General features: G+C 71.7%; 17 protein-coding genes. 11 read left to right on the forward strand and 6 right to left on the reverse strand.

All coding sequences use genetic code 11. From position 1 onward, the window contains the following. Nucleotides 1-17 precede the first annotated feature (17 nt). Entirely contained in the window at nucleotides 18-1082 is a 1065-nt protein-coding gene (locus LGI35_RS07735) for a LacI family DNA-binding transcriptional regulator (protein WP_227293155.1), read from the reverse strand. A 266-nt stretch (nucleotides 1083-1348) separates the two neighbouring features. Here LGI35_RS07735 and LGI35_RS07740 point away from each other — a divergent pair, with 266 nt between their 5' ends. The 10 genes from LGI35_RS07740 (at nucleotide 1349) to LGI35_RS07785 (ending at nucleotide 14174) form a co-directional block, all read left to right on the forward strand. After that, nucleotides 1349-2620, forward strand: coding sequence for an ABC transporter substrate-binding protein (locus tag LGI35_RS07740; RefSeq protein WP_227293156.1), 1272 nt, complete (start codon nucleotides 1349-1351; stop codon nucleotides 2618-2620). Nucleotides 2621-2767: 147 nt separating this feature from the next. After that, nucleotides 2768-3604, forward strand: coding sequence for a carbohydrate ABC transporter permease (locus tag LGI35_RS07745; protein ID WP_227293157.1), 837 nt, complete (start codon nucleotides 2768-2770; stop codon nucleotides 3602-3604). After that, nucleotides 3597-4472 (forward strand): carbohydrate ABC transporter permease, encoded by an 876-nt coding sequence (locus LGI35_RS07750; protein WP_227293158.1) that lies wholly within the window; start codon nucleotides 3597-3599, stop codon nucleotides 4470-4472. Before LGI35_RS07745 ends, LGI35_RS07750 begins: the two co-directional genes overlap by 8 nt. A gap of 74 nt (nucleotides 4473-4546) precedes the next feature. Further along, nucleotides 4547-5311: an SDR family NAD(P)-dependent oxidoreductase gene (locus tag LGI35_RS07755; protein WP_227293159.1), complete on the forward strand. Its 765-nt coding sequence runs from the start codon at nucleotides 4547-4549 to the stop codon at nucleotides 5309-5311. Then, nucleotides 5299-7089: a heparinase II/III domain-containing protein gene (locus LGI35_RS07760; protein WP_227293160.1), complete on the forward strand. Its 1791-nt coding sequence runs from the start codon at nucleotides 5299-5301 to the stop codon at nucleotides 7087-7089. Before LGI35_RS07755 ends, LGI35_RS07760 begins: the two co-directional genes overlap by 13 nt. Before the next feature lie 58 nt (nucleotides 7090-7147). Beyond that, complete coding sequence (locus tag LGI35_RS07765) at nucleotides 7148-9076, forward strand: DUF4962 domain-containing protein (RefSeq protein ID WP_227293161.1); 1929 nt, start codon at nucleotides 7148-7150, stop codon at nucleotides 9074-9076. Between the two features lies 1 nt (nucleotide 9077). After that, nucleotides 9078-9698, forward strand: a complete 621-nt coding sequence (locus LGI35_RS07770; protein ID WP_227293162.1) for a DUF624 domain-containing protein — start codon at nucleotides 9078-9080, stop codon at nucleotides 9696-9698. Beyond that, nucleotides 9695-10768: a DUF1565 domain-containing protein gene (locus LGI35_RS07775; RefSeq protein WP_227293163.1), complete on the forward strand. Its 1074-nt coding sequence runs from the start codon at nucleotides 9695-9697 to the stop codon at nucleotides 10766-10768. Before LGI35_RS07770 ends, LGI35_RS07775 begins: the two co-directional genes overlap by 4 nt. 56 nt (nucleotides 10769-10824) lie before the next feature. Next, nucleotides 10825-13197 carry a polysaccharide lyase 8 family protein gene (locus tag LGI35_RS07780; protein WP_227293164.1) on the forward strand — a complete coding sequence of 791 codons (2373 nt, stop codon included), beginning with the start codon at nucleotides 10825-10827 and terminating at the stop codon, nucleotides 13195-13197. Nucleotides 13198-13199: 2 nt separating this feature from the next. After that, nucleotides 13200-14174, forward strand: a complete 975-nt coding sequence (locus LGI35_RS07785) for an acetylxylan esterase (RefSeq protein WP_279348623.1) — start codon at nucleotides 13200-13202, stop codon at nucleotides 14172-14174. A 5-nt stretch (nucleotides 14175-14179) separates the two neighbouring features. On the opposite strand, the gene LGI35_RS07790 is transcribed toward LGI35_RS07785, so the two are convergent. The 4 genes from LGI35_RS07790 to LGI35_RS07805 all read right to left on the reverse strand — a co-directional run bounded on the left by LGI35_RS07790 (nucleotide 14180) and on the right by LGI35_RS07805 (nucleotide 20628). Continuing rightward, entirely contained in the window at nucleotides 14180-15730 is a 1551-nt protein-coding gene (locus LGI35_RS07790) for a phytoene desaturase family protein (RefSeq protein ID WP_227293165.1), read from the reverse strand. 123 nt (nucleotides 15731-15853) lie between these two features. Then, nucleotides 15854-18112 carry a serine/threonine-protein kinase gene (locus tag LGI35_RS07795; protein WP_227293166.1) on the reverse strand — a complete coding sequence of 753 codons (2259 nt, stop codon included), beginning with the start codon at nucleotides 18110-18112 and terminating at the stop codon, nucleotides 15854-15856. Further along, nucleotides 18085-19038: an oxygenase MpaB family protein gene (locus LGI35_RS07800; protein WP_227300236.1), complete on the reverse strand. Its 954-nt coding sequence runs from the start codon at nucleotides 19036-19038 to the stop codon at nucleotides 18085-18087. Before LGI35_RS07800 ends, LGI35_RS07795 begins: the two co-directional genes overlap by 28 nt. Nucleotides 19039-19143: 105 nt before the next feature. Continuing rightward, nucleotides 19144-20628 (reverse strand): MFS transporter, encoded by a 1485-nt coding sequence (locus tag LGI35_RS07805; RefSeq protein ID WP_227293167.1) that lies wholly within the window; start codon nucleotides 20626-20628, stop codon nucleotides 19144-19146. A gap of 276 nt (nucleotides 20629-20904) precedes the next feature. On the opposite strand from LGI35_RS07805, the gene mptB reads away from it, so the two are divergent. Further along, nucleotides 20905-22326, forward strand: coding sequence for a polyprenol phosphomannose-dependent alpha 1,6 mannosyltransferase MptB (mptB, locus tag LGI35_RS07810; RefSeq protein ID WP_227300237.1), 1422 nt, complete (start codon nucleotides 20905-20907; stop codon nucleotides 22324-22326). 453 nt (nucleotides 22327-22779) lie between these two features. On the opposite strand, the gene LGI35_RS07815 is transcribed toward mptB, so the two are convergent. Then, the gene (locus tag LGI35_RS07815) at nucleotides 22780-23970 is read right to left on the reverse strand and encodes an acyl-CoA dehydrogenase family protein (RefSeq protein WP_227293168.1); all 1191 of its coding nucleotides are present in this window, start codon (nucleotides 23968-23970) and stop codon (nucleotides 22780-22782) included. Between the last annotated feature and the right edge of the window lie 137 nt (nucleotides 23971-24107).

Consider the following 24107-nt stretch of genomic DNA (forward strand, 5'->3'; position numbering starts at 1 on the left):
GGGTCTTTGTGCCCACCTCACCGGGCACCATGACCTCCGGCGGGGCCCGCCGCGGTCGACTCCCGCACCACGAGGCGCGGCCGGATCAGGAGCGAACGCCCGGCGCCCGACGTGGACTCGATGCGGGCACGCAACTGCTGGAAGGTCTCCGCCGCCATCTCCGGGAGCGGCTGGCGGACGGTGGTCAGCGGAGGCTCGAAGAGCTCGGCGAGCAGGATGTCGTCGAACCCGACCACCGAGACCTCGCGGCCCGCGCTCAGCCCCGCGTCGCGCGCGCCCCGGCACACGCCGATCGCGCACATGTCGTTGATCGCGACGAACCCGGTCGGCGGTTCCGGCGCGGCCAGCAACTCGCGCGCGGCCGAGCGGCCCAGCTCGGCGGACTCCTTGTCGCCGAACTCGCTGGTGGCCGCGCCCGGCCAGACCACCGCGCGGGCCGGGTCGATGCCCGCCTCCTCCAGGGCCGACCGGAATCCGCGCAGTCGCTCCCGCCGGTTGACGCTGTTGACCGAGCCGGAGACGAACGCGAGCCGCCGGTGGCCGAGGTCGAGGAGATGGCGGGTGGCCAGTTCGGCGCCCATCGCGTTGTCGACGCTGATGCTGGCCAGGGACGGTGGGTCGCCGGCCTGGGCGGCGCGGTCGAAAGCCACCATCTTCAGCCCTCGCTTCAACAGGGGCGCCACGTGGTCGAGCGAGGGGAGGGAGGAGCACAGCACCACGCCGCTCACCCCGTCCGCGAGGAGCTCCTCGCCGTACTTGAGCTCCCTGGCCGGGTCGCGCTCGCTGTTGCAGAGGAGCACGTGGTAGCCCTCGGCTAGCGCGACGGCCTCCAGCTCACGGGCGAGAGCACCCCAGAACGGGTTCGCGACGGAGGGCACGATGAGGCCGATGACCTGGATGCGACCGGTGCGGAGCATACGGGCCGCGCGGTTGGGCCGGTAGCTCAGCTGCTCTATCGCCTGCTCGACCCGGGCCAGGGTGGCGGGCTGCATCCTGTCGGTGCGGCCGTTGAGAACGTTGGACACCGTACTCGCGGACACCCCGGCCGCCTCCGCGACCTGATGGATCGTAACCCCGTTCAATGCCGTGCCACCTCCGGCTAGCTGCGACTTCCCGACTGTCCCGTGCAGTGTTTCACTTCAGTGTACCGATTTACTAGATCTGGTTCGCAGGTTCAGGGGATCGGCCACTGCTCTCGAACGGCTCAAAAGATTGTTGTGCACGGGCTGTTGACGCCTCTCGCGAACGGCTCCTAGCCTCAGTGCATCGATTTACAAGCATCTTCGGCCGCTCACAGGCCACTCTCCGCTGTATCGATTGACCATCTCCGCCTCACAAGGGGTGTCCCATGGAACTCACGAGACGATTGCTGCTGACCGCACTCGGTGCGGGCACGGCGGCCGCGGTCACGGGCTGCGGCACCGGCTCCTCGTCCGGCGGCTCGGCCGGCGGCCCCGCAGAGGGTGAGATATCGCTGCTCACCCCGATCTTCGAAGGCTCCGACGGCAAGAAACTCCTGGAGCAGGAGATCCTCGGCGGCTTCCGAAAGAAGCACCCGGACGTCAAGGTGAACGTCGACTACACGACGTACACGCAGCTCAACGAGAAGATCACCACCGCGCTCGCGGGCGGTCTGTTGCCCGACGTGCTGATGATGGGCGTCGGCTGGATCCCACCGTTCGCCGCGAAGAAGGTGCTCGCCCCGCTGCCCGAGTCGCTCGCGACCCGCCACGACTACGAGCCGCGGGTCCTCGAACCGTCCCGCTACGACGGGAAGCTGTACGCCCTGCCGACCGTGATGGCCACCCGGCTCGTCGCCTACCGCAAGGACCACTTCGCCGCCGCCGGGATCAAGAAGCCACCCCGCGACTGGACCGAACTGCGCGCCATGGCGAAGCAGTTGACCAAGGGCGACCGGCTGGGCTTCGACCCGTTCTCGATCGACCTGCGGCAGTGCTGGGAAACCTTCCTGTACGCCAACGGAGGCTCCCTGTTCAGTGCCGACGGCAAGAAGGTCGCCTTCACCGACGGGCGAGGGGTCGAAGCGCTCCAGTTCTTCAAGGATCTGAGCGCGGACGGCTCGGCCGACTACGCGAAGAAGACGGACGCGGACGCCGGGGCCCCCACCAACCTCCAGACGGGCAAGGCCGCCATGATGATGACCGGCAGCGGCCTGTGGAAGCAGCTCCAGGAGCAGACGCCCGAGCTCATCGAGAAGGACCTGATCGGGGCGTTCGTGCTGCGCAACCGCAAGCCCGCGATGCTCACGGGCGGGACACTCGTCACGCAGTCCGCGCACAGCCGGCACCCGGCGGCGGCCCGCGCCCTCGTCGAGTACCTCGCCGCGCCCGACTCGATCCTCTCCGCCGCCGAGCAGCGCGCCACCGTGCCCGGTCTGCGCGAACTGCGCTCCACCTCGTACGTCAAGAAGAACAAGCTCGTCGACTTCTCCCTGCAGAACCTCGGCAGCGCCTGCGCCGAAGGCGGCACGCCGGCCTGGATGGAGATCCGCGAGAAGATCAAGCCCACCCTCGAACCCGCCGTCGTGGGCGGCCGGTCCGCGAAGAGCGCGATCGCGGAGCTCGGGCGTCTCGCCGAGGCCGCCATCGCGCGGATGTGAGGGGCTGTCGCCGTGGGAACCCTCTCCGTGGTGAAGGCCGGCCCCGCGCGGCCTCCCTCGCCCCCTGAGTCATCAAAACCCCCTCGCAGCAGGGCCGTTCGCGGCGGCGCCGGTCCCGGGGCGCGCCGCCGCCGAGCCGGTCTGCTGATGGTCGCGCCCGCCCTGCTGCACGCGGCGCTGTGGATCGGCCTGCCGGTCGTGGCCGCCGTCTTCCTCGCGTTCACGTCGTACGACGTCCTGTCCGCGCCGAAGTTCGTGGGCCTGGACAACTTCCGGGACATGTTCGGCGACGCCGTGTTCCGCAAGTCGATCCTGAACACCGTCGTGTACACCTTCTTCACCGTGCCGTTCGGCATGGCGCTCGGGCTGCTGCTCGCGCTCGGGCTGAACGCGGGGCTGCGGGCGCGCGGGGTCTTCCGGACCGCGATCTTCCTGCCGCAGGTCACCGCGACCGTGGCGATCGCCCTCGTCTGGCTGTGGATCTACAACCCGCGCAACGGCCTGTTCACCACGCTGCTGAGCATCTTCGGCGTGGAGAGCCCGGCCTGGCTCGCGTCCACGACGTGGGCGATGCCGTCGGTGATCCTCGTGGGGATCTGGCAGGGCATCGGCATGAAGATGCTGATCTATCTGGCCGCGCTGCAGAACCTGCCGAAGGAGCTGTACGAGGCGGCCTCCGTGGACGGCGCCTCGAAGGTGCGCCAGTTCTTCTCCCTCACGCTGCCCCTGCTCAAGCCCGCCACGTTCTTCGTCCTGATCACCTCGATGATCACCGCGTTCCAGTCCTTCGACCAGATCTACATCCTCACCGACGGCGGCCCCGCCAACAGCACCACGATGATGACGTACGAGATCTACAAGTCCGCGTTCCGGGAGTTCCGCGTGGGCTACGCCTGCGCCCAGTCCCTCGTGCTGTTCGTCCTGCTGATGGCGTTCACCCTGGTCAACCGGCGGATGATGGGAGGCACCCGTGGCCATGGCTGAGTCCCGTCCCCGGGTGTCGCCCGGACGCGTCGCCCTCTACGTGACGCTCGCGCTCACGTCGCTCGTGATGGTCGTGCCGTTCGTGTGGATGGTGCTGACCTCGCTCAAGACACCGGCGGAGATCGCCTCCGAGCACTCCGGACTCCTGCCGTCGCACTGGGAGTTCGGGAACTATGTCGACGCCTTCAAGGCCGCGCCGTTCGCGACGTACGCGCGCAACAGCTTCGTCATCGCGATCAGCCACACGGTCCTCAACGTGCTCGTCGCGTCGATGGCCGGCTACGCACTCGCGCGGATCAGGTTCCGCGGCAGCGACCTCATCTTCTACTGTTTCGTCGCCGCCCTGATGATCCCGACGTACACGAAGGTCCTGCCGGAGTTCCTGATCGTGCGGTTCATGCCGCTCGCCGGGGGCAACGACCTCTTCGGCCAGGGCGGCAGCGGCTGGCTCGACTCGTGGTGGGCGCTGATCGTGCCCGGGGCCGTGACACCGTTCGCCGTGTTCCTGTTCCGGCAGTTCTACCTGGACCTGCCCGTGGAGCTGGAGGAGGCGGCGCGGCTCGACGGTCTCGGCGAGTTCCGGATCTACGCCCGGATCATGACCCCGCAGGTCAAGCCCGCCCTCACCACGGTGGCCCTGCTCACCTTCGAGTCGTCCTGGAACAACTTCCTGTGGCCGCTGCTCGTGACGCGGACCGACAGTCTGCGCGTCATCCAGGTCGGCCTGTCCGTCTTCAGGACGGAGAACGGCACGCACTGGCACTTCCTGATGGCGGGGACGACGCTCGCCACGCTGCCGATGGTGATCCTCTTCCTCATCGGCCAGCGCTACTTCGTCCAGGGCTTCGCCACCGCCGGCCTCAAGTGAGCCTTCGCCCCGTCCCCTCGTCCCGTCCCCGCTTCCCCTCATCCCCCACGTGCTCGTGAAAGGGCTCTGTCTCCATGTCTGTTGATCTCCAAGACTCCCGTGCGCTCGTGACGGGCGCCGGCCACGGCATCGGCCGTGCCATCGCCGTCGGACTCGCCGCGGCCGGCTGTGACGTCGCCGTGCACTTCCACAGCTCGCCCGAGGAGGCCGAGCGGACCGTCGCCGCGATCGAGTCGCTCGGCCGCCGTGCCAAGGCCTTTCGCGCGGACGTCACGGTGACCGCCGACGTGGACCGCCTCGTCGCGGAAGCCACCGGATTCCTCGGCGGCCTCGACGTCCTGGTCTGCAACGCCGGGCACCTCATCGGGCGGGCCACCGTCGCCGAGATGAGCGACGAGCACTTCGAGCGGGTCGTCGACACCAATCTGACGTCCACGTTCCGCACCTGCCGCGCCGCGCTCCCCCACCTCACCGGGTCGGCGGCCGGCCGCATCGTCACCATGTCGTCGCTGGCCGCCCACAACGGCGGCGGGCCCGGCTCCGTGCCGTACGCGGCGGCGAAGGCCGGGATCCGCGGCTTCACCAAGGCCCTGGCCAAGGAGGTCGCGGGGGCGGGCATCACGGTGAACGCGGTCGCGCCCGGCTTCATCAAGGGCACCGCGTTCCATGACACGTTCACCGCGCCCGAGGCCCAGCAGGCGATGGAGGCGGGGATCCCCGTCGGCCGCGCGGGCACACCCGAGGACGTGGCCGCCGCCGTGGTCCATCTCGCCTCCCCGGCCTCCGGTTTCCTGACGGGCACGACCCTCGACATCGACGGTGGCGTATGGCCGCGGTGAAGCGGATCCCCCGCGAGCGCGGCGGCTGGTGGCACGCGTACGTGTGCCCGGCGCACGGCGTCGAGCTCGACCACGGCGACGTCCTCGGCGGCGCGTTCCCCGAGGACGGCACGCGATGTCCGCGCGGCTGCCGAGTGGACACCCCCGCCGTGCGCGGCGCCTGGACCGTCCTCTCCCACCAGGCGTGGGCCCGCCGCATCCGTGTCCTGGCCGAACGCGGCGAGGACACGGATGCGGTGGCCGGACTCGTCGAATACACCGCTCTGTACGCGGAGTTGGCGGGTCGCCACCATGACGACGCGCAGCCGTGGATGCTGCGCGGCCGGCTGTTCCACCAGGCGCTCACCGACGCGATCTGGGCCGTGAACATCGGACACGCGGCATGGACGCTCGCCGCACGCGGCTCGGCCGAGCTCACCGCCGTCCTCCCCCTCCTCGACGAGCTGGAGCGGGCGGCTCTCGACGCCCGGGACGTGCTGGTCGCACGGGGCGACCTGGCATCCAACTACACGACGTGGCTGACCGCGGCGGGGATCGTCGCGGGGCGGGCCGCCGCGGCTGTGCGGGGCGTCCCCTGGGACGGGGCGAAGCAGTGGCTGGAGGGCCCGCACGGGCTGTACGCCCATCTGCGGGCCTGCGTCGCGGACGACGGCTGGGAGTGGGAAGGCAGCGCGTACTACCACGGGTTCGTGCTGCGCGCGGCGCTCCTCGCGCTGCGCGGCACCGACCCCTCGGCGCTGCCCGGCGACGTGGCCGCCCGCCTCGCCGGCATGGTCGACGTCCTGGCCGCGATCGCCACGGACGGCGGTGTCCTGCCCGCCCTGCACGACGGCCCGTATCTGCGTGACCCGCTCTCGCTGGAGTGGCTCGAACTCTGTTTCCTGGCACGGCAGTTCATGCCCGCGCCACGTTTGGACGCGGTGGCGGCGCGGGCTCGCGCGGATCTCGCGGGCGCGGACGACGGCCTGGACCGGCTCCTCGACGGCTGGTTCACGGGCTCCCCGCTCCCGGAGCGCTCCGCACCCGCTCCGGTCACGGTGTTCGGCGACGCGGGATACGCCGTCGTGCGCGCCGCGGGCGTCCACGCCGTCCTCGACTTCGGACCGCACGGCGGCTCGCACGGCCACCGCGACAAGCTCTCCCTGTACCTGTACGGGGCGACGGCGCCCTGGCAGCCCGATCCCGGCCAAGTCCCGTACGCGCACGAGGAGTTCCGCGACCTGTACGCCTCCACGGCAGCCCATCCCTCGTTCCGCGTGGACGGCGCCGAGCAGGCCGAGTGCGTGGGCACGCTGCTGAACGCGGACGACACGTCGGCCACGGCCGAGGTGACCACGGCCTACGAAGGGGTCCGCGCGGTCCGGCGGGTCGAGGCGGGCACCTGCCACCTGGTCGACGTACTGACGGTGACGGGAGAGGGGGACGCACTCGGACGGGTCGCGGCACACCTGCGGCCCGGCGTCGCCCTCGACCTCCAGGTGCAGGCGTCCGGTCCGGTGCGCACCACCTGGTACGGGGACGAGCTGCTGCACGGCTGGCACACCGCGTCCACACCCGTCCGGCCCTTCTGCCGGCCGGGTCCAGGTCCTGCCGACGATCCCCAGCAGCAGCGCACCTGGGTCGACTTCACCGCCCGGGACGCGACGCGGATCGTCTTCGCGTCGGTGTACCAGTCGGCGTCCGCCGGGCCCGCCGTGACGGACGTCCGGCTGACCGAGGACGGCCTGATCGTCTCCCTGGCCGACGGCTCCCGCCGCGTGCACCGGACGGAGGCCTGAGATGCTCCTGTCCGCGACACCGCCTGCGGGCCCCCGTCCGTTCCAGGAGCGGCGGCTCATGGACGAGGCCGTTCGCCACCGCGACCTCGCACCGCCCCGCCGGCACCCCGAGGCGTCGATCACCTGGCTCGGCCCGGCCGCGTCGAACCCCGCCCTCGCGTACCGCGTGAGCGGCGACCCAGCGCACCTGGCGGAGGCCGAGCGCTGGATCGGGGCGGCGACGGGATTCCCCCACTGGGGCAGGGCCCACATGCCCGACCACGACCTGGACGCGGGCTGGCTCCTGCACCATCTCGCCCTGGCCCACCACTGGCTGGGCGACGCTCTGTCCGACGAGACGCGCACGCTCCTGCGGTACAAGCTGATGGTGCAGGGCCGGCGCCTGTACGACTTCGCGGTGGCCACGGAGGGCCGCTGGTGGTCCTCCTCGTACTGGCAGAACCACAACTGGATCTGTTACGCGGGCCTGGCCACCGCCGGCTACGTCCTCGGCCGCGAGGAATGGACCGAGCGGGCCAAGGACAACCTGGGACGCGTCCTCGACCTGCTCCCCGAGGACGGCTCGCACGCCGAGGGCGTCGTGTACTGGCGCTACGGCGTGCCCTGGCTGGCGATCCACCTCGATCTCCTCCAGGAGTGCGAGGGTCTCGACTGGTGGGGACGCGGCGGGTTCATGGAGAACACCTTCCGCTTCCGGCTCCACCAGTCGGCCCCCGGGTTCGCCGAACAGACGGGACACGGCGACTGCCACGATCGGCTCAGCGGGCACAGCGCCGCGCTCTACCACCGCCTCGCGGCCGCGTACGGGATAGGCGAGGCCCAGTGGCTCGCCGGCCTCGTCGGGCGCGAGCTGCTCGGACGCGAGGCCGCCGACAGCGGGGTGCGGCCGGGCATCCTGCCCGAGGCCTACCTGGAGTACCTCTGGTACGACCCCTCCGTCGCGGCCCGCCCGCCCGCCGCGTCCGACACCCACGCCCACTTCCCCGACCTGGGCCTCGTCACGGCCCGCACGAGCTGGGCGGACGACGCGACGTTCGTGTCGTTCAAGGCCTCGCCCGGCGGCGGTCACAAGGCGTGGGAGACGGCGGCGAAACACCGGGCGGAGCTCGGCTGGGACACGCTCAACACCGGTCACCACCATCCGGATTCGGGTTCGTTCGTCCTGCTGTCGCAGGGCGCGTTCCTCGCGGTCGACGAGGGCTACAGCAACCGCAAGCGGGCCGCGCACCACAACCTCCTGCTCGTCGACGGGCAGGGTTTCGCCGACGAAGACCGCTATCACGTCTACGAGGGCATCCCCCACGAGCGCCAGGCCCGGATGCGCGACGTCCTCGCGGGCGGCGGCTGGGCACACGGCACGGCGGAGATCGGCGCCATGTACGACCCTCGCCTCGGGGTGCGCCGCCTCGACCGCACCCTGGCGTGCACCCCGTCGGGGCGACTGGTGCTGCTCGACCTGGCGCAGGCCGAGGCGGGCGTCGCCCGCGAGTGGACGTTCCTGCTCCAGACCGACGAGCCCACGATCCCCGAAGGTGACGTGCGTACGCGGCTGATCCGGGCGGGCGAGGCGCGCGCGACGGTGACCCGGCTCGCGCCCGACGACGTCCGCACGGAGTCCGGTGTGACCGACGTGGCGGCCAACCCCACGTCCAGCACACCGGAGTTGACGCTCACCAGGACGCTGCACACGCTCCGGGTGACCACGTCCGCCGCTCGCCGCGCCATGTTCCTGACCGCGATCGAGCCGGGCACACAGATCACCGCACGCGCGGTGGACTGCGCGCACGGGCACGGCGTGACGTTCGGGTCCGAGACCGTGCTGCTCTCGCCCGTGGAGCGCCGCGTCGAGGGGGCGGGTGTACGGGCCGACGCGGCAGCGGTCCTCGTGAGCGAGGGCCGGCCGGTGCACGTGGTGGCCGCACGGCGTGTGGAGGTGGACGGCCGCGTCGTCCTCGACGTTCCCGAACCGTTCACCGGAGGTGTGTGACATGGCGACCGCTCTCTCACCGGGCCGCTTCGCGGACCGGGGGCTGCTGCGGCGGCTCGAGTTCGTGGCGTATCCGGCGGCCGCCGGGGCGGCGTTCGCGGTGCTGGCGCTCGGGGTCGTGACCTGGCTGCCCGCCCTCGCCGCGCTTGCCCGGGCCCTCCAGCGCTGGCGCACGGACGGCGACAGCCGTGTGTTCTCAGGCGTGCTCAGGGCCTTTCCGCACTACTGGCGGTCGCTGTGGCGGCACGGACTGCTCTCCACCGGAGTCGTCGCGCTGCTGGCCGTCAACAGCGCCTATCTGCTGGGTAGTTCGAGCCCGTACGCCTTCGTGCTCCTCGCCGCGCAGGCGGGTATCGCGGCGGCCGTCGTGGTGCATCACACCGCGCTCGCGGCCTGTGCGGGCATCGCTCCCGAGGCGTCCGTCGGCGCGTGGACGCGCGGCGCGCTCGCTGTCTCCTTCGGCTCGCCCGCCCGCGGCACCGCGCTCCTCGGCGCCGTCGTCTCCGCCGTACTGCTCTCGCTCGTCGTCCCGCTCGGCCCGCTGCTCCTGGGGCCGAGCGTGCCCGTTCTGCTCGCCCTGTCCTTCGCCGATCCGTCCCCGACCGGAAGGAACCCCGCATGAGCCGCACCGCCCGTACCGTGCTCGTCGCCGCCCTCACGGCGGCCGCCCCGCTCGCGTTACCCGCGCACCCCGCCGCCGCGGCGACCGCGTACTACGTCGGCCCTTCGGGCAGCGACACCAACGCCGGTACGTCCGCGTCCGCTCCCCTCGCCACGATCCAGCACGCCCTCGACCTCGCCCCGTCCGGCGCGGTCGTCCATCTGGCCGCGGGAACGTACCGGCAGGACGCCGTCACCCGCAGGGCGAACGTCACCGTGACCGGCCCGTCGAGCGCGGTCGTCAAGGGCGCGGGCAACGCCCGCGTCATCCAGGTGCAGCACGACGGCACCGTCCTCGACGGCTTCACCGTCGACGGCCTGCACGGCTCGTCGACGTCCCTGGACGGCTACCGGCTCAAGCTCGTCTACGTCATGAGCACCACCCCGGGCAACGGCGTCGGCGGGCTGCGCATCACCGGCATGACGCTCAAGAACGCCGCCGACGAATGTCTGCGCCTGCGCTATCTGGTGACGGGCGCCGAGGTGTCGGGCAACACGATCACGGACTGCGGCGTCGCCGACTTCCGCTTCGGCGCGGGCGGCAAGAACGGCGAGGGAATCTACCTGGGCACGGCCCCCGAGCAGCAGGGCGACAACGGCGCTCCGGACGCGGCGCCCGACGTGAGCCGCAACAACCGCATCGACCACAACACGATCGCCACGCGCGGCAACGAGTGTGTCGACCTCAAGGAGAACTCGACGAACAACTACGTCGAGTACAACGACTGTTCCCAGCAGCGCGACTCCAGTTCGGCCGGCCTCGACGCCCGGGGAAGCGGGAACATCTTCCGCTACAACACCGTGCACGACAACACGGGCGCCGGGATCCGGCTCGGCGGTGACACCGCGACCGACGGCGTCGACACCAGCGTGTACGGCAACACCATCACCACGAATGCGGGCGGCGGCATCAAGTTCATGCGCACGCCCCAAGGCCCCGTCTGCACCAACAAGATGAGCGGCAACACGGGCGGCGATGCCGTGGGCACCTATGGCAGCGCGTACGACCCGACCGGCCCCTGCCCCGCCTGAGCACTCACCGCTCCCCCCCTCTTCTTCCGTCTCCCACCCCTTCGCGAGGTCCCCTGATGACTCCGCACGCCTCCAGACGCACCGTCCTGATCGGCGGCGCCGCCGCCCTCGCCCTGACCGGGCTCCCCGTCTCCATGCCGTTCGCTCGGGCCTCGGAGAGCCCCGACGCCGCTTCTCTGCTGGCGCGTTGGCAGGGGCTGCTCACCGGTGGCCCCGGTATCGACCCGGCCGACCCGCAGATCGCCGCCGCCGTCGCCCGGATCGGCCGCGCCGGCACCTCCGCGGCCCAGGGCCTCGACCCCGGCCGCGCCGACGGCCTGTGGCCCGACCTGACCAGCACCACCGTGTCCAACCACGTCACCACCTCCTTCAAACGGCTGGCCACGCTCGCCACCGCCTGGGCCGTCCCCGGCACCCCGCAGCACGCCGACGCCGCCACCGCCGGCCTCCTGCTGCGCGGCGTGGACTGGATGCTCGACCACCGCTACGGGCCCGGCTTCGCGCGGTTCGACAACGACTGGGACTGGGAGATCGGCTGCGCGCTCGCCCTCAACGACGCGGCGGTCCTCCTCCATGACGTGCTGGGCGCGGACCGTCTCACGCGTGTCACGTCCGCGGTACGGCACTACACGCCCGACCCCAATCTGTGGCGCGCCGACCGGCAGATCGCCACGGGTGCCAACCGCGTGTGGATCTGCACGGTCGTCGCCGTCAACGCCGTGCTCCGCGACGACGCCGACGCGCTCGCCCGCGTCCGTGACGCGCTGTCGGACGTGGAGGGGGCCGGTGCGAACAGCGTGCTGGCCTTCAACGACGACCAGACGGGCACGGGCGAGGGCTTCTACTCCGACGGTTCCTTCCTCCAGCACTACAAGCACCCCTACAACGGCGGTTACGGCAAGGAACTCCTCGGCAATCTCTCCCGCCTCCTCCATCTCCTGGCCGCCACACCGTGGGATGTCACCGACCCCGACGTGGCCAACGTGCGGCGCTGGGTGACCGAGGGGTTCGACCCGCTGATGGCGCGCGGTGACATGCTCGCGCCGGTCTGCGGGCGGGAGATCGCGCGCTCCAGCAAACAGGGACATGTCTCCGCGCAGACGGTCATCGAGGCCGTGCTGCGCCTGCTGCCCGGCGTCCCGGCCGCGGAGACCGACCGCTTCACCGCGCTGCTGAAGCAGTGGATCACCGAGGACACCTACCGCGACTTCCTCGCCGCCACCGATCTCGCCTCGCTGGTGGCCGCCCGCGAGGTGCTCGGTTCCAGTGTCCCGCCTCGCGGAAGGCTGGTGACGCATCGTCAGTACCCGCGGATGGACAAGGTGGTGCACCACAGGCCCGCCTTCACGTTCGGCGTCTCCGCCTACTCGACGCGCATCTACAACTACGAGTCCATCCAGAACGAGAACCTGCACGGCTGGCACCTGTCCGACGGCATGACGCTGCTGTACGACGACGATCTCGGCCACTACAGCGAGGACTACTGGCCCACCGTCGACCCGAAGCGCCTGCCCGGCACCACCGTCCTCACCGGGCGCCCCACAGACGCGGAGGGTCAGCGCACCACCAGCACGGCCGACTGGGCGGGCGGCGCCGCGCTGCCCGGCACCACACTCGGCTCGTACGGGATGGACCTGCGGGCCTACGGCAGTTCACTGCGCGCCCTGAAGAGCTGGTTCTGCCTGGACGACGTGATCGTGCACATGGGGTCGGGCGTGAGCGCTGACGCGGGCGACGCGGAGACGATCGTCGAGAACCGCAAACTGCGCGATCCCCAGGCTCAGTTGACGGTCGACGGCAACCGATTCGACGGATCCGGCGAACTCGCCGGCGTCCGCTGGCTGCACCTCGCCGGCACCGGCGGCTACGTCTTCCCCCGCCCCACCCGCGTCCGGGCCCTGCGGGAGGAACGCACCGCGACCTGGCGGGAGGTCAACCTCAAGTACGGCACCGACACCCCGGTGACACGGCCGTATCTGACGCTGTGGCAGGAACACGGGACGGCGCCGGCCGACGCCGGGTACTGCTGGCTCCAGGCGCCGGGCGCGTCCGCCGACCGGACCCGGCGGCTGTCCCTGGCGCCGCCTGTGCGCCCCGTGGCCACGACGGCGAGCGTGCACGCCGTACGGCGCGGCGCGGACGGGCTGCTCGCCGCGAACTTCTGGGCAGCGGGCCGGGCGGGCGAGCTGTCCGCCGACGGTCCCGCCTCCGTCCTCGTACGGCCCGACGGCAAGACCGTGACCGTGGCGGTCAGCGACCCCACGCAGTTGCGCGACCGCGTCACGCTCGACCTCTCGCTGCGCGGCCTCACCCTCTCCCGCGCCGACACCGGCGCACGGGCCGAGCGGACCGCCGCCAGGACACGCGTCACCGTCGACACGGCCGGGGCGCACGGCGCCACCTTCGTCCTCACCTTCACCAGGAGCTGACCTTGCTGTTCGACATGCCCCTCGACCGGCTGCGGGACTACCGTCCCGAGCCCGAGGAACCCGCCGACTTCGACGCGTTCTGGACCAAGACGCTCGACGAGGCCGCGAGGCATCCACTGGACGCCCGGTTCGCGGCGCACGACGCGGGCCTCGCCACGGTCGACGTGCACGACGTGACGTTCAGCGGCTGGGGCGGCCAGCCCGTCAAGGCCTGGCTGCTGCTGCCGCGCGGTCACGCGGAGCCGCTGCCCGCGGTCGTGCAGTACATCGGCTACAACGGCGGGCGCGGCATCCCGTACTCGTGGCTGACCTGGAGCTCGCTCGGCTTCGCCCACCTCGTGATGGACAACCGCGGGCAGGGCGGCGGCGGCAAGAACACCGCCGACACCCCCGACATCGCGCCCGAGGGTCATGGCTCCTCGTCTCCCGGCTTCCTCACCCGGGGCATCGAGGACCCGCACCGGCACTACTACCGGCGGCTCGTCACCGACGCCGTCCGGGCCGTGGACGCCGCGAAGGCCCACCCGCGCGTCGACGCCTCACGGGTCGCCGTCCTCGGCGGCAGCCAGGGCGGCGGGCTCGCCCTGGCCGTCGCGGGACTGCGCGACGACCTGTCGGCGGCCGTCGCGGACGTGCCGTTCCTGTGCCACTTCCGGCGCGCCTCGCAGATCACGGACAACGGGCCCTACGCGGAGATCGCGCGCTGGCTGTCGGGCCATCGCTTCAGCGTCGAGACCGCGATGGAGACACTGTCGTACGTCGATGGCGTCAACTTCGCGGCGCGCGCCACCTGCCCCGCCTGGTTCTCGGTCGGCCTGATGGACAAGATCTGCCCGTCGTCCACCGTGTTCGCCGCCTACCACCGCTACGCGGGGCCCGCCGAGATCGAGGTGTTCCCGTACAACGGTCACGAGGGAGGAGCCGAGTACGACCTGCCGCGGAAGATCACCGCGCTGCGCGGTGCCCTCGGCGCCTGACCGCTTCAGTGGCCGAGGACCGCCATCGCCGCGTTGTGCCCGGGGATCCCGCTGACCCCGCCGCCGCGCACGGCGCCCGCCCCGCACAGCAGAACGTTGGCGTGCGCGGTCTCGACGCCCCAACGGCCCGTCCCCTCCTGGGAGTAGGGGAAGGACAGGTCGCGGTGGAAGATGTTGCCGCCGGGCAGGCGCAGGTCCCGCTCCAGGTCGAGCGGGGTCTTCGCCTCGATGCACGGCCGGCCGTCGGCGTCCAGGGCGAGGCAGTCCTCGATCGGCTCGGCGAGCTGCGCGTCGAGCTGGGCGAGGGTGGCCTTGAGGAGCTCGGCGCGGGCGGCGTCGTTGTCGCCCGCGAAAAGCCGGGCGGGGGTGTGCAGGCCGAACAGGGTGAGGGTCTGGTAGCCGCGCGCGACAAGGTCCGGGGCGAGGATGGTCGGGTCGGTCAGCGAGTGGCAGTAGATCTCCGACGGGGGCGCCGAGGGCAGCGAACCGGCCGACGCCTGGTCGTACGCGGTCGCCAGCTGCTCGTAGCCCTCGGCGACATGGAACGTGCCGGCGAACGCCTCGCGCGGGTCGACGGACGTGTCCCGCAGCTTCGGCAGCCGGGTCAGGAGCATGTTGACCTTGAGCTGCGCGCCCTCGGCCGGCGCCGGCGGCTCGTCGCCGACGAGAGCGGCCAGGGCCTGCGGGGACGCGTTGACGAGGACGTGCCCGGCGCCCACGCGGCCCGCGCCGCTCTCCGACGCGTACGTCACCTCGGCGCGGCGTCCGTCGGTCTCGACGCGGGTCACCTCGTGCCCGGTGACGAGTTCGGCGCCGGCCGCGCGTGCGGCGGTGGCGAGGGCGTCGGTGAGGGCGCCCATGCCGCCGACGGGTACGTCCCAGTCGCCGGTCCCGTTGCCGATCACGTGGTAGAGGAAGCAGCGGTTCTGCTGGAGGGACGCGTCGTGGGCGTCGGCGAACGTGCCGATCAGGGCATCGGTGAGGACCACGCCGCGCACCAGGTCGTCCGTGAAGCGCTCCTCGACAGCCGTGCCGATGGGCTCCTCGAAGAGCATCCGCCAGGCCGCGTCGTCGCCGACGCGCCGGCGCAGCGCGTCCCTGTCCGGGAGCGGCTCGGTGAGTGTGGGGAAGACCCGCTCGGCGACGCGGCGGGTCGTCTCGTAGAACTCGGTCCACGCGGCGTACTCGCGCCCGCCGCCCGTGAGCCGCTCGAAGGAGGCGCGGGTGCGCTCCTCACCACCGCCGACGAGCAGCCCGGTGGCCCGCCCGTCGCGCTCGGTCGGGGTGTACGAGGACACGGTGCGGCCACGCACGGCGAAGTCGAGCCCGAGATCGTCGACGATCTTGTGGGGCAGCAGGCTGACCAGGTACGAGTAGCGCGACAGTCGCGCGTCGACCCCGGCGAAGGGCCGGGTCGAGACGGCGGCACCGCCCGTGGTGCCGAGCCGCTCCAGAACCAGGACGGAGCGTCCGGCCCGGGCGAGGTAGGCGGCGGCGACGAGGCCGTTGTGGCCTCCGCCGACGATGACGACGTCGTAGCGCTCGTGTGCTGGCATCCCCCTTGGTAACACGATCCGATCATGCCGGGCCAGACCCTGACCCCCGGGGCCGGCGGCGCGGACGGCGGGGCGGAGAGGATCTCGGGCCGCGCACGCGGGCAGCCGCCCCCGCGCGGTGCCTCAGTGTCCGCCGGAGGCCCGCTGCTGACGCAGGGCCGCCACCCGGCGGTACAGCTCGACCGCCTCCGTGCCGCGGCCGAGCTGTTCCAGGCAGTGCGCCTCGTCGTTGCGGCTGGCGAGGGTGTCCGGGTGGTCGGCGCCGAGGACCTGTTCGCGGGCCGCGGCGACCCGCCGGTACTCGGCGAGCGCGTCGCCCCACCGGCCGAGCCAGCCGAGCCCGACGGCCACCTCGCGTCGGCTGACCAGCGTGTCGGGGTGATCGGCGCCGATGACCCGGGCGCGGATCGCGCAGACGTCGCGGGCCTCGGCGAGCGCTTCCTCCCAGCGGCCCATCCGCCCCAGGTTGACGCCGAGGCCATGGCGGGCGCGCAGGGTCTCGGGGTGGGCCGGGCCGCTGACGCGCGTACGGTCGTCGACGAGGTCGCGGTAGAGGCCGAGTGCCTCGGCGCTGCGGCCGAGCCGGCCGAGGCCGATGCCCACCTCGTAGCGCGCGGCGAGAGTGTCCGGATGGTCGGGGCCGAGCGCCTGTTCGCGGGCCTCCGCCACCTCGTGGTAGGTGCGCAGGGCCTCGGTCCACCGCCCCAACTGCCCCAGCGCGTAGGCGACTTCGCACCGTGTGACGAGCGTGTCCGGATGGCTGGGGCCGAGAACACGGGCGCGCGCCGACGCGACCTCGCACGCCATGCGGTACGAGTCCTCGAGGCGCCCGAGCCGGCTGAGGTTGTACGCGAGGTTGTGGCGGCAGCGCAGGGTGTCGGGATGGTCGGGCCCCATGACCCGTTCACGCGTGGCGAGCACCGACGTGTACACCTGGTGCGCGTCGAAGTGTCGCCCCAACTGGCCGAGGACGTAAGCCATTTCCTGCCGGGCGCCGAGCGTTTCGGGGTGCTCGGGGCCGAGGACGCGCGCACAGCCCTCGGTGACGCGGCGGTACGCGCGCAGGGCGTCGGCGGGGCGGCCGGTGCGGCTGAGTGTGAAGGCGACCTCGTAGCGGCTGGCGAGCGTGTCGGGGTGGTCCGGGCCGAGCGCGTGCTCGCGTTCCGCCGCGACGGCGCGGTGCACCTCGCCGGCCTCCTCCCAGCGGCCGAGCCGGCCGAGGCTCAGGCCCGCGTTGTGCCGGGCGGCGAGGTGGGCGACCGACTCCGGTGCGGGCGTGGGGCGTTCCGTGCGCGCGGGCTGTTCACCACGCCGTGACTCGGGGCGCGCGATCCACTCTCCGGCAAGGCCCGCCCCCGCGTCGGGCGGCGTGCCGCGCAGGACGGGCGGGCCGGCCGCCTTGTGGCCGGTCGTCATGCCACGCGTCCAGGACGGCAGCCGCGGCTCACGGGAGAGCGGCGGCTGCGGCTCGACCAGAGTCCGGCGTACGGGGGTTGTCGTCACCGTCGGCACATGTCCGGACGGGGAAAGGCCCTCGCCGATCCGGCGGGCCAGTTCGCGGGCGTCCCGCGGCCGCTCGTCCGGCTCCTTCGCGAGCAGGTCGAGGATGATCCGGTCCAGGAAGCCGGGGAGCTCGGCCCGGTGGGTGCGGGGTGGTTCGGGCACGGTGTCGCGGTGCCCGACGAGGACGGCCCAGGCGTCCTCCAGATCGAACGGCGGCGCTCCGGTCGCGATCTCGTAGAGCACGCAGCCGAACGAGTAGAGGTCGCTGCGCCGGTCGACGTGGTCGCCGCCGATCTGCTCGGGCGACATGTAGTGCGGGGTGCCCATCGCGATGCCGGTGCCGGTGAGGCGTGCGGTGAAGCCGATGTCGTGGCCGAGGCGCGCGATGCCGAAGTCGCAGATCTTCACCGTGCCGTCGGTGAGCCGCATGATGTTCGCGGGCTTCAAGTCGCGGTGGACGATGCCCTGTTCATGCGTGTAGGCGAGCGCGGCCGAGACCTGGCCGGCGATCTCGACGATGTCGGCGACGGGGAGCGGGTGCTGCTTGTTGTCCTCCAGGAGCTGGCTGAGGTTCTTGCCCTCCAGGAGCTCCATCACGAGGTACAGCACGCCGTCGTGCTCGCCGAAGTCGTGGACGACGGTCACCCCGCGATGCTGGAGGGAGGCCGCGACGCGAGCCTCCCTGCGGAAGCGTTCCCGCAGGACACGGGTGAAGGACTGGTCGTGCTGCGGCCCCATCGGCTTGAGGCACTTGACCGCGACTCTGCGCCCGAGCGACTCGTCCCTGGCGCGCCACACCTCGCCCATACCGCCCCGCCCGATGAGATCGAGCAGCCGGTACCGGCCCTGGATCAGCCTGGTCTCCCCCGACTCCGGCATCTCGCGCTGTCGCCCCCGTCGCCTCGCTGCGCCCTCCCCGGCCTGTCCAGTATGGCCGTGCGACTCCCGATTTTGTACGGTGCCGGACGGCTGCCGGGGCCGAGTCGTGACATGGCGCGCAGGATGTGTTTGGGCGGGAGTTGCCAGCGCACACGTGCGGGAACGCAGCGCAGGACGGTGCCGGTGAACCGCAGCCCTCGGGTCACGGCGGCGGGTGTCGGGGCCGGCCTGCCGTACAACTCGTGGGCGTACGGCGGCAGAGAGGCGTACGCCAGATGCGACACGCGCCTCCAGAGTGTCGCGCGCGCCGGGATCAGCAGCGGGTGGACGGGCGGCCTGCGCAGGAAGTCGTCGACGTCCCGGGCCTCCGGACCGGCGGCGAGCAGGGGCCTCGTCCTCTCGAAGTACGCGGCGAGCTGGGCCAGGTCACCGGGGACGTCGGCGGGGTCGAGGCCGACCAGCCGGGCGCTGGTGCGGTGTTCGGCGATGTACTGGTCGGCCTGCGCGTCCGTGAGCCGGAACCCGGAGCGGCGCGCGACGTGGAGGTAGGAGTCGATCTCGGCGCAGTGCACCCACAGGAGCAGCTCGGGCTCGTCGACCCCGTACCGCTCACCGGTGTCGGGGTCGGTGACCGTGAGGTGGCGGTGGATGTTCCGCACGCGAGCACCGGCACGCTCGGCGGCCTCAGTGCTCCCGTACGTGGTCGTTCCGACGAAGCCGGCCGTCCGCATCAGTCTCCCCCAGGCGTCCTTGCGGAAGTCCGAGTTCTGCATGACGCCGCGCACGGCCCGCGGAAGAAGCGCCTGAAAGTAGAGCGCACGCACACCGGCAACCCACATCATGGGATCCGCGTGCACCTGCCAGGTCACCGATCCGGGCCCGAACAGCCCGGGATCGCCCCGCCCCTCTTCCGCCTCTGTGCCCACCACGTCGCCGCCTCTCCCTCGCATCAGCGGTCCCGGCGCGATCAAGGATCTCTGCTCGGCGCCTCAGCACAACGCTACCGGCGAGGCGACGCGGTCGCCCCGGGTTCAGGCCTTGGCTGTCGCCGTCCCGGACCGCGTCCGTTCCTCCGCGTCCGCGTCGAAGCCGATCGGCTCCCAGCGCTTCGACAGCAGAGCGATCAGACCGAGGACGGGGGCGGCGAGGATGACCCAGTAGACGTGGGTGCCGAGGCCGGTGCTGAGGATGGGGAAGAAGAACAGGGTCAGCGTCGACCCGAGGCGCAGCACGGCCTGGTTGAAGCCGATGCTGACGCCGCGCATCGACGTCGGGAAGCCCAGCGAGGCGTAGCTCATGATGTGCGCGCCGGGGCCGAAGCCCTGGGCGAACATGAACGCGCCGAGCATCAGGATGCCCCCCGTCACGAACGCCGTCCCGGACGGATCCCCGATGAGGCCGAGCACCGTGACGGCGACGAACTGGATCGCGAATCCCAGCGTCATCATCGGCCAGGCGCCGCGGGTCGACGCCCAGCGGATGCCGAGCAGCCCGCCGGTCAGGGCGAAGACGAGGTTCAGGGTGAAGGAGGACGCGATCGTGGTGAGCGGGCCCTGGGTCATCAGTGTGGCGATGATGATCGGCAGTCCGAACGCGACCGCGTTGTAGCCGAAGGTCTCCGCCAGACCGACCGCCACCGACTGGATCGTGCGCGTGCGGTACGGAGGGGTGAAGAGCCGTGCGTACGCGCCGAGGCCGGTCCGGGGCGGACGGGATGCCGTCTTGGGCGCGTCGTCGGCGACGCGCGCGTCCACGCCGTACGACTGGCGCAGGATCTTCGCCGCGCCCTCCAGGTCGCCCTGGTCGGCGGCCCAGGTCGGGGACTCGTTCATGTAGCGCCGGCGCAGCAGCAGGACCAGCAGCGCGGGCACCGCGCCGAAGCCGACGGTGAACCGCCACAGCCAGCCCAACTGGGCGTCCGGCAGGAGGAAGTACAGCAGCATGATCACGAGGTAGCAGCCGCTGGTCGCGGTGTACCAGGCGGGGGACCAGGCGGCCGTGCGGGAGCCCTTGCTGCCCTTGCCGTGCAGCCGGGAGAACTCGGCGAGGAACGCGATCGCGACGGGGATGTCCATGCCGACGCCGATGCCCATCACGAAGCGTGCGCCGATCAGCGTCCACACGTCCTGCGCGACCGCGCACACCAGCGCGGTGGCGACGAAGAAGAGCATGTTCGCCATGAAGACGCGGTAGCGGCCGATGCGGTCCACCAGCCAGCCGCCGACGAGCGCGCCGAGGAGCGAACCGACGCTGATCGAGGCGGTGACCGTGCCGGCCATCGTGGAACTGAGGCCGAACTGCTTCGTGATGTCGGGCAGCCCGTAGGCCAGGGAACTCAGGTCGTAGGCGTCGAGGAAGATGCCGCCGAGCGCGATGATCACGATCATCTTGGCGTGGCGGCCGCGCGCCGTACCCGAGTTGACCAGATCAGAGACGTCGGCCGCGGAGCGGATCAGCACCGTGCCCGACGGCGTCACCGGAGATGTGCTGGTGGACAGGGGGGAGGTGGAGCTCACGAGCGCCTTCCGGTGTGGTGCGGGGACGTACCGTCGGATCGTATGCACCGGCCGGAAATCGCCCGTGCGCATGTCCACATCCTGGTCATCCTTGTGGACCGCGTCGCGGCGCGTGATCCAAGCTGTGACCGTGGACCCGACCCTGCCGCGGGCCAGGCGACACCCTGCGTTTTCCGTCCATTGGGGCGGAGCTGGGTGCGGTGATCCGCAAAGCGTTCTACCTTCGACCGAATGAGAGCGGCGGATATCGATACACGGGTCTGGGCACAACGCGGCATGTGGGGTTCCGTGCTGCTCTCAGCGGGTGCCTGGGGCGCCGGCGCCCTGCCACGCGGCGTACCGGACGGGATCTGGGGATCCCCGGGCCCCGCTCTCGCGCTGATCGGCGCGACGGCGGCGTATGCGGGACTCGGTCTGCTGCTGTGGTCCTGGTGGCGGTTGGGCACGCTGCTGCGGGCCGGTGCGGTGATGAGCAGACGACGGCAGTGGCTCACGCTCGGCGGCTGGGCGCTGCCTCTGCTTCCGGCACCGTCGCTGTTCAGCACGGACATCTACAGCTACGTGGCCCAGGGCGCACTGGCCGGGCGCTCCTGGAACGTCTACGAGATCGGCCCCTCCGCACTCGGCGGGCCGCTCGCCGCGAACGTCCCGGAGGTGTGGCAGAACGCTCCGGCTCCGTACGGACCCCTCTCGGTCGTGGTGAGCCGGGCCGTTGTCTTCTTGACCGGCGAACACCATGTGGTCACCGCCGTCGTGCTCCATCGGGTGGCCGCTCTCGCCGGGCTCGCCCTGCTGGCCTGGTCGGTTCAGTGGCTCGCGACGCGGTCGGGCGGCGACGGCTCAGGAGCCTGGTGGGCGGCGTCGCTGAATCCGCTGGTGCTGGCCCACCTGGTGGGCGGGGCGCACAACGAGGCGCTGATGCTCGGCTTGATGATGGCCGGTCTTGTGGCGTGCCGGTCCGGACGATGGGTTCTGGGCGTTGTCCTGCTGACGTGCGCCGCGCTGGTGAAGGCCCCGGCCGCGGTGGCCCTGGGGTGCGCCGCCCTGGTGACGGTCGCCGGGCAGACGGGCTGGTGGCGACGGCTGGGCCGCGCGGCGGGGGTACTCCTCACGGCCGTCGGGACGCTGGTGCTGACGGTGACACTCTGCGGGCTGGGCTGGGGTTGGCTCGATACGCTCCGCACGCCGACCCACTCGTACACGCCGATGTCGCTGACCACGGACGTCGGTCGGCTGCTGCGGTGGATCGGGACCGAAGCCGGCTGGGTCACCACACCGGACCCGGTGACGGTGATGCGTACGATCGGGACCTTGGCAGGGCTCTGCGGGGCCCTGTACTTCCTGGCGCGCGCTCCCCGCCTCGGCGCCGAACGCTCCACGGCCCTGGCACTGTTGGCCCTGGTGGTGTGCGCCCCCGCCGTGCAGGGCTGGTACCTGCTGTGGGGGGCGGTGCCCCTGGCCACGGTCGCCTGGCGCGCGCTGGCGGACGCCCGGATCAAGGCCGCGGTCGTCGTTCTGGTTCTCATGGTGTTTCCGTCGGGCCGGGGGCCCACCGTCACCGACGTGGTCGGCGTCGTCCTGGGAGGCTTGGCGATCCTGCCGTGGATGGCCTGGACATCTCAACGAGCACGTGACGCGGAACTGCAGCCTTCCCCCCGGCCCAGTTACGGCGAGGCGGCGCCCTTGCGGTTTCCCTGACGCACAGTCATGAGTCCAGAACACCCGACTGCCGGTCGCGGCAAGGACGGGGTCGGCGTGACCGTCGTCGCCCCCCCCCGGGACGGTGGACACCCCGTTCCGGGACAAGCGTGGCGGCACCCCCGAAGCGGCGCCGGCGATGACCGCCGAGCACATCGCGGACACGATCGTCTTCGTCGTCAACCAGCCCGCGGGCGTGGACATCAACCACATCACCATGCGGCCGGCCCGGGCAGGTCGGCTGACGCCGGGCACCCAACGTCCTTACGAAGGAACGCCTTTGACCCCGGCCGCGCGGTGGCACGCGGTACGGACCGAGGGCGCCGTCGCGCGTCAGCCGGGTGACGCGCGCGTTCCGCGAGGCAGCGGGTACGGCAGGAACGGGGACGGGCCCGGGAGCCAGGGGCCGACCCCCTCATGCGTCACACCGACACCTGCGTCGGCCGTGGAGCCTCAGCGGCGGACGCGCGGCATCCCCAGGCCGATCCAGGAGATGATCTCGCGCTGGATCTCGTTGTTGCCGCCGCCGAACGTGAAGATCACTGCCGATCGGTAGCCGCGTTCGAGTTCTCCGTGCAGGACCGCGCCCGCCGAGCCCTCCTTGAGCGCTCCCGCCGCGGCGACGACCTCCATCAGCCAGGCGTACGCCTCGCGCCGCGCCTCGGAGCCGTACACCTTCACGGCGGAGGCGTCCTGCGGGGTGAGGCTGCCTTCCTGGACGGCGTTCACCATCTGCCAGTTGAGGAGTTTCATCGCGTCGAGCCGGGTGTGGGTCTGGGCGAGGCGCTTCCTCACCCAGCCGAGGTCGATGACGCGGCGCCCGTCGGCCAGTTTGGTGTCCATGGCCCAGCGCTGCACGTCGCGCAGCGCGCGGATCGCCATGGTGCCGTGGGCGGCGAGAGTGACCCGCTCGTGGTTGAGCTGGTTCGTGATGAGCCTCCAGCCCTTGTTCTCCTCACCGACGCGACGGCTGACGGGGACGCGGATGTTCTCGTAGTAGCTGGCCGTGGTGTCGTGCGAGGCAAGGGTGCTGATGATCGTGCAGGAGTAGCCGGGGTCCGAGGTCGGCACGAGGAGCATGGTGATGCCCTTGTGCGGCGGGGCGTCCGGGTCGGTGCGCACGGCGAGCCACACCCAGTCGGCCGTGTCGCCGTTGGTCGTCCAGATCTTCTGCCCGTTCACCGTGTAGTGGCCGGTGGCCTCGTCCCCGTCGCGCACCGCCCGCGTCTTGAGCGCGGCGAGGTCGGTGCCCGCGTCGGGCTCGCTGTAGCCGATGGCGAAGTCGAGCTCCCCGGAGAGGATCCTCGGCAGGAAGTACGCCTTCTGCTCGTCGCTGCCGTACTGCATGATCGTGGGGCCGACGGTGTTGAGCGCCATGAGCGGCAGCGGCACGCCCGCCTGCGCGGCCTCGTCGAAGAAGATGAACTGCTCCATGGGCGTGAGGCCACGCCCGCCGTACCCCTTCGGCCACCCGACGCCGAGCCACCCGTCGGTGCCGAGCCGGCGCACCGTCTCGCGGTAGAACCGCTTCTGCGCCGCCGGGTCCTCGTAGCGGGCGTACGCGTTGTCGGGCACCAGCTCCGCGAAGTAGGCGCGCAGTTCCGTGCGCAACTGCTGTTGCTCGGGCGTGTATTCGAGGTGCACGGCCCCTCCTGGCGGTCGCTGGTACACCGGGTCCCGGTCCTGACGGCGCACACAGTAGAACTCGTTCCAGAAATAGGGAATGGGCGCGGGCGGACGGTTCCGGCACATGACCCGAACGCGCACGGGCCGTGCGCGCC

Origin of the sequence: Streptomyces longhuiensis, from assembly GCF_020616555.1 — a bacterium.
GTDB lineage: Bacteria > Actinomycetota > Actinomycetes > Streptomycetales > Streptomycetaceae > Streptomyces > Streptomyces longhuiensis.

Excerpts from the sequence above, each read along its gene's own strand:
- LGI35_RS07740 (WP_227293156.1), top strand. The coding sequence starts at position 1,349 with ATGGAACTCACGAGACGATTGCTGCTGACCGCACTCGGTGCGGGCACG.
- LGI35_RS07745 (WP_227293157.1), top strand. The coding sequence starts at position 2,768 with ATGGTCGCGCCCGCCCTGCTGCACGCGGCGCTGTGGATCGGCCTGCCG.
- LGI35_RS07750 (WP_227293158.1), top strand. The coding sequence starts at position 3,597 with ATGGCTGAGTCCCGTCCCCGGGTGTCGCCCGGACGCGTCGCCCTCTAC.
- LGI35_RS07755 (WP_227293159.1), top strand. The coding sequence starts at position 4,547 with ATGTCTGTTGATCTCCAAGACTCCCGTGCGCTCGTGACGGGCGCCGGC.
- LGI35_RS07760 (WP_227293160.1), top strand. The coding sequence starts at position 5,299 with ATGGCCGCGGTGAAGCGGATCCCCCGCGAGCGCGGCGGCTGGTGGCAC.
- LGI35_RS07765 (WP_227293161.1), top strand. The coding sequence starts at position 7,148 with ATGGACGAGGCCGTTCGCCACCGCGACCTCGCACCGCCCCGCCGGCAC.
- LGI35_RS07770 (WP_227293162.1), top strand. The coding sequence starts at position 9,078 with ATGGCGACCGCTCTCTCACCGGGCCGCTTCGCGGACCGGGGGCTGCTG.
- LGI35_RS07775 (WP_227293163.1), top strand. The coding sequence starts at position 9,695 with ATGAGCCGCACCGCCCGTACCGTGCTCGTCGCCGCCCTCACGGCGGCC.
- LGI35_RS07780 (WP_227293164.1), top strand. The coding sequence starts at position 10,825 with ATGACTCCGCACGCCTCCAGACGCACCGTCCTGATCGGCGGCGCCGCC.
- LGI35_RS07790 (WP_227293165.1), bottom strand. The coding sequence starts at position 15,730 with ATGCCAGCACACGAGCGCTACGACGTCGTCATCGTCGGCGGAGGCCAC.
- LGI35_RS07795 (WP_227293166.1), bottom strand. The coding sequence starts at position 18,112 with ATGCCGGAGTCGGGGGAGACCAGGCTGATCCAGGGCCGGTACCGGCTG.
- mptB (WP_227300237.1), top strand. The coding sequence starts at position 20,905 with ATGTGGGGTTCCGTGCTGCTCTCAGCGGGTGCCTGGGGCGCCGGCGCC.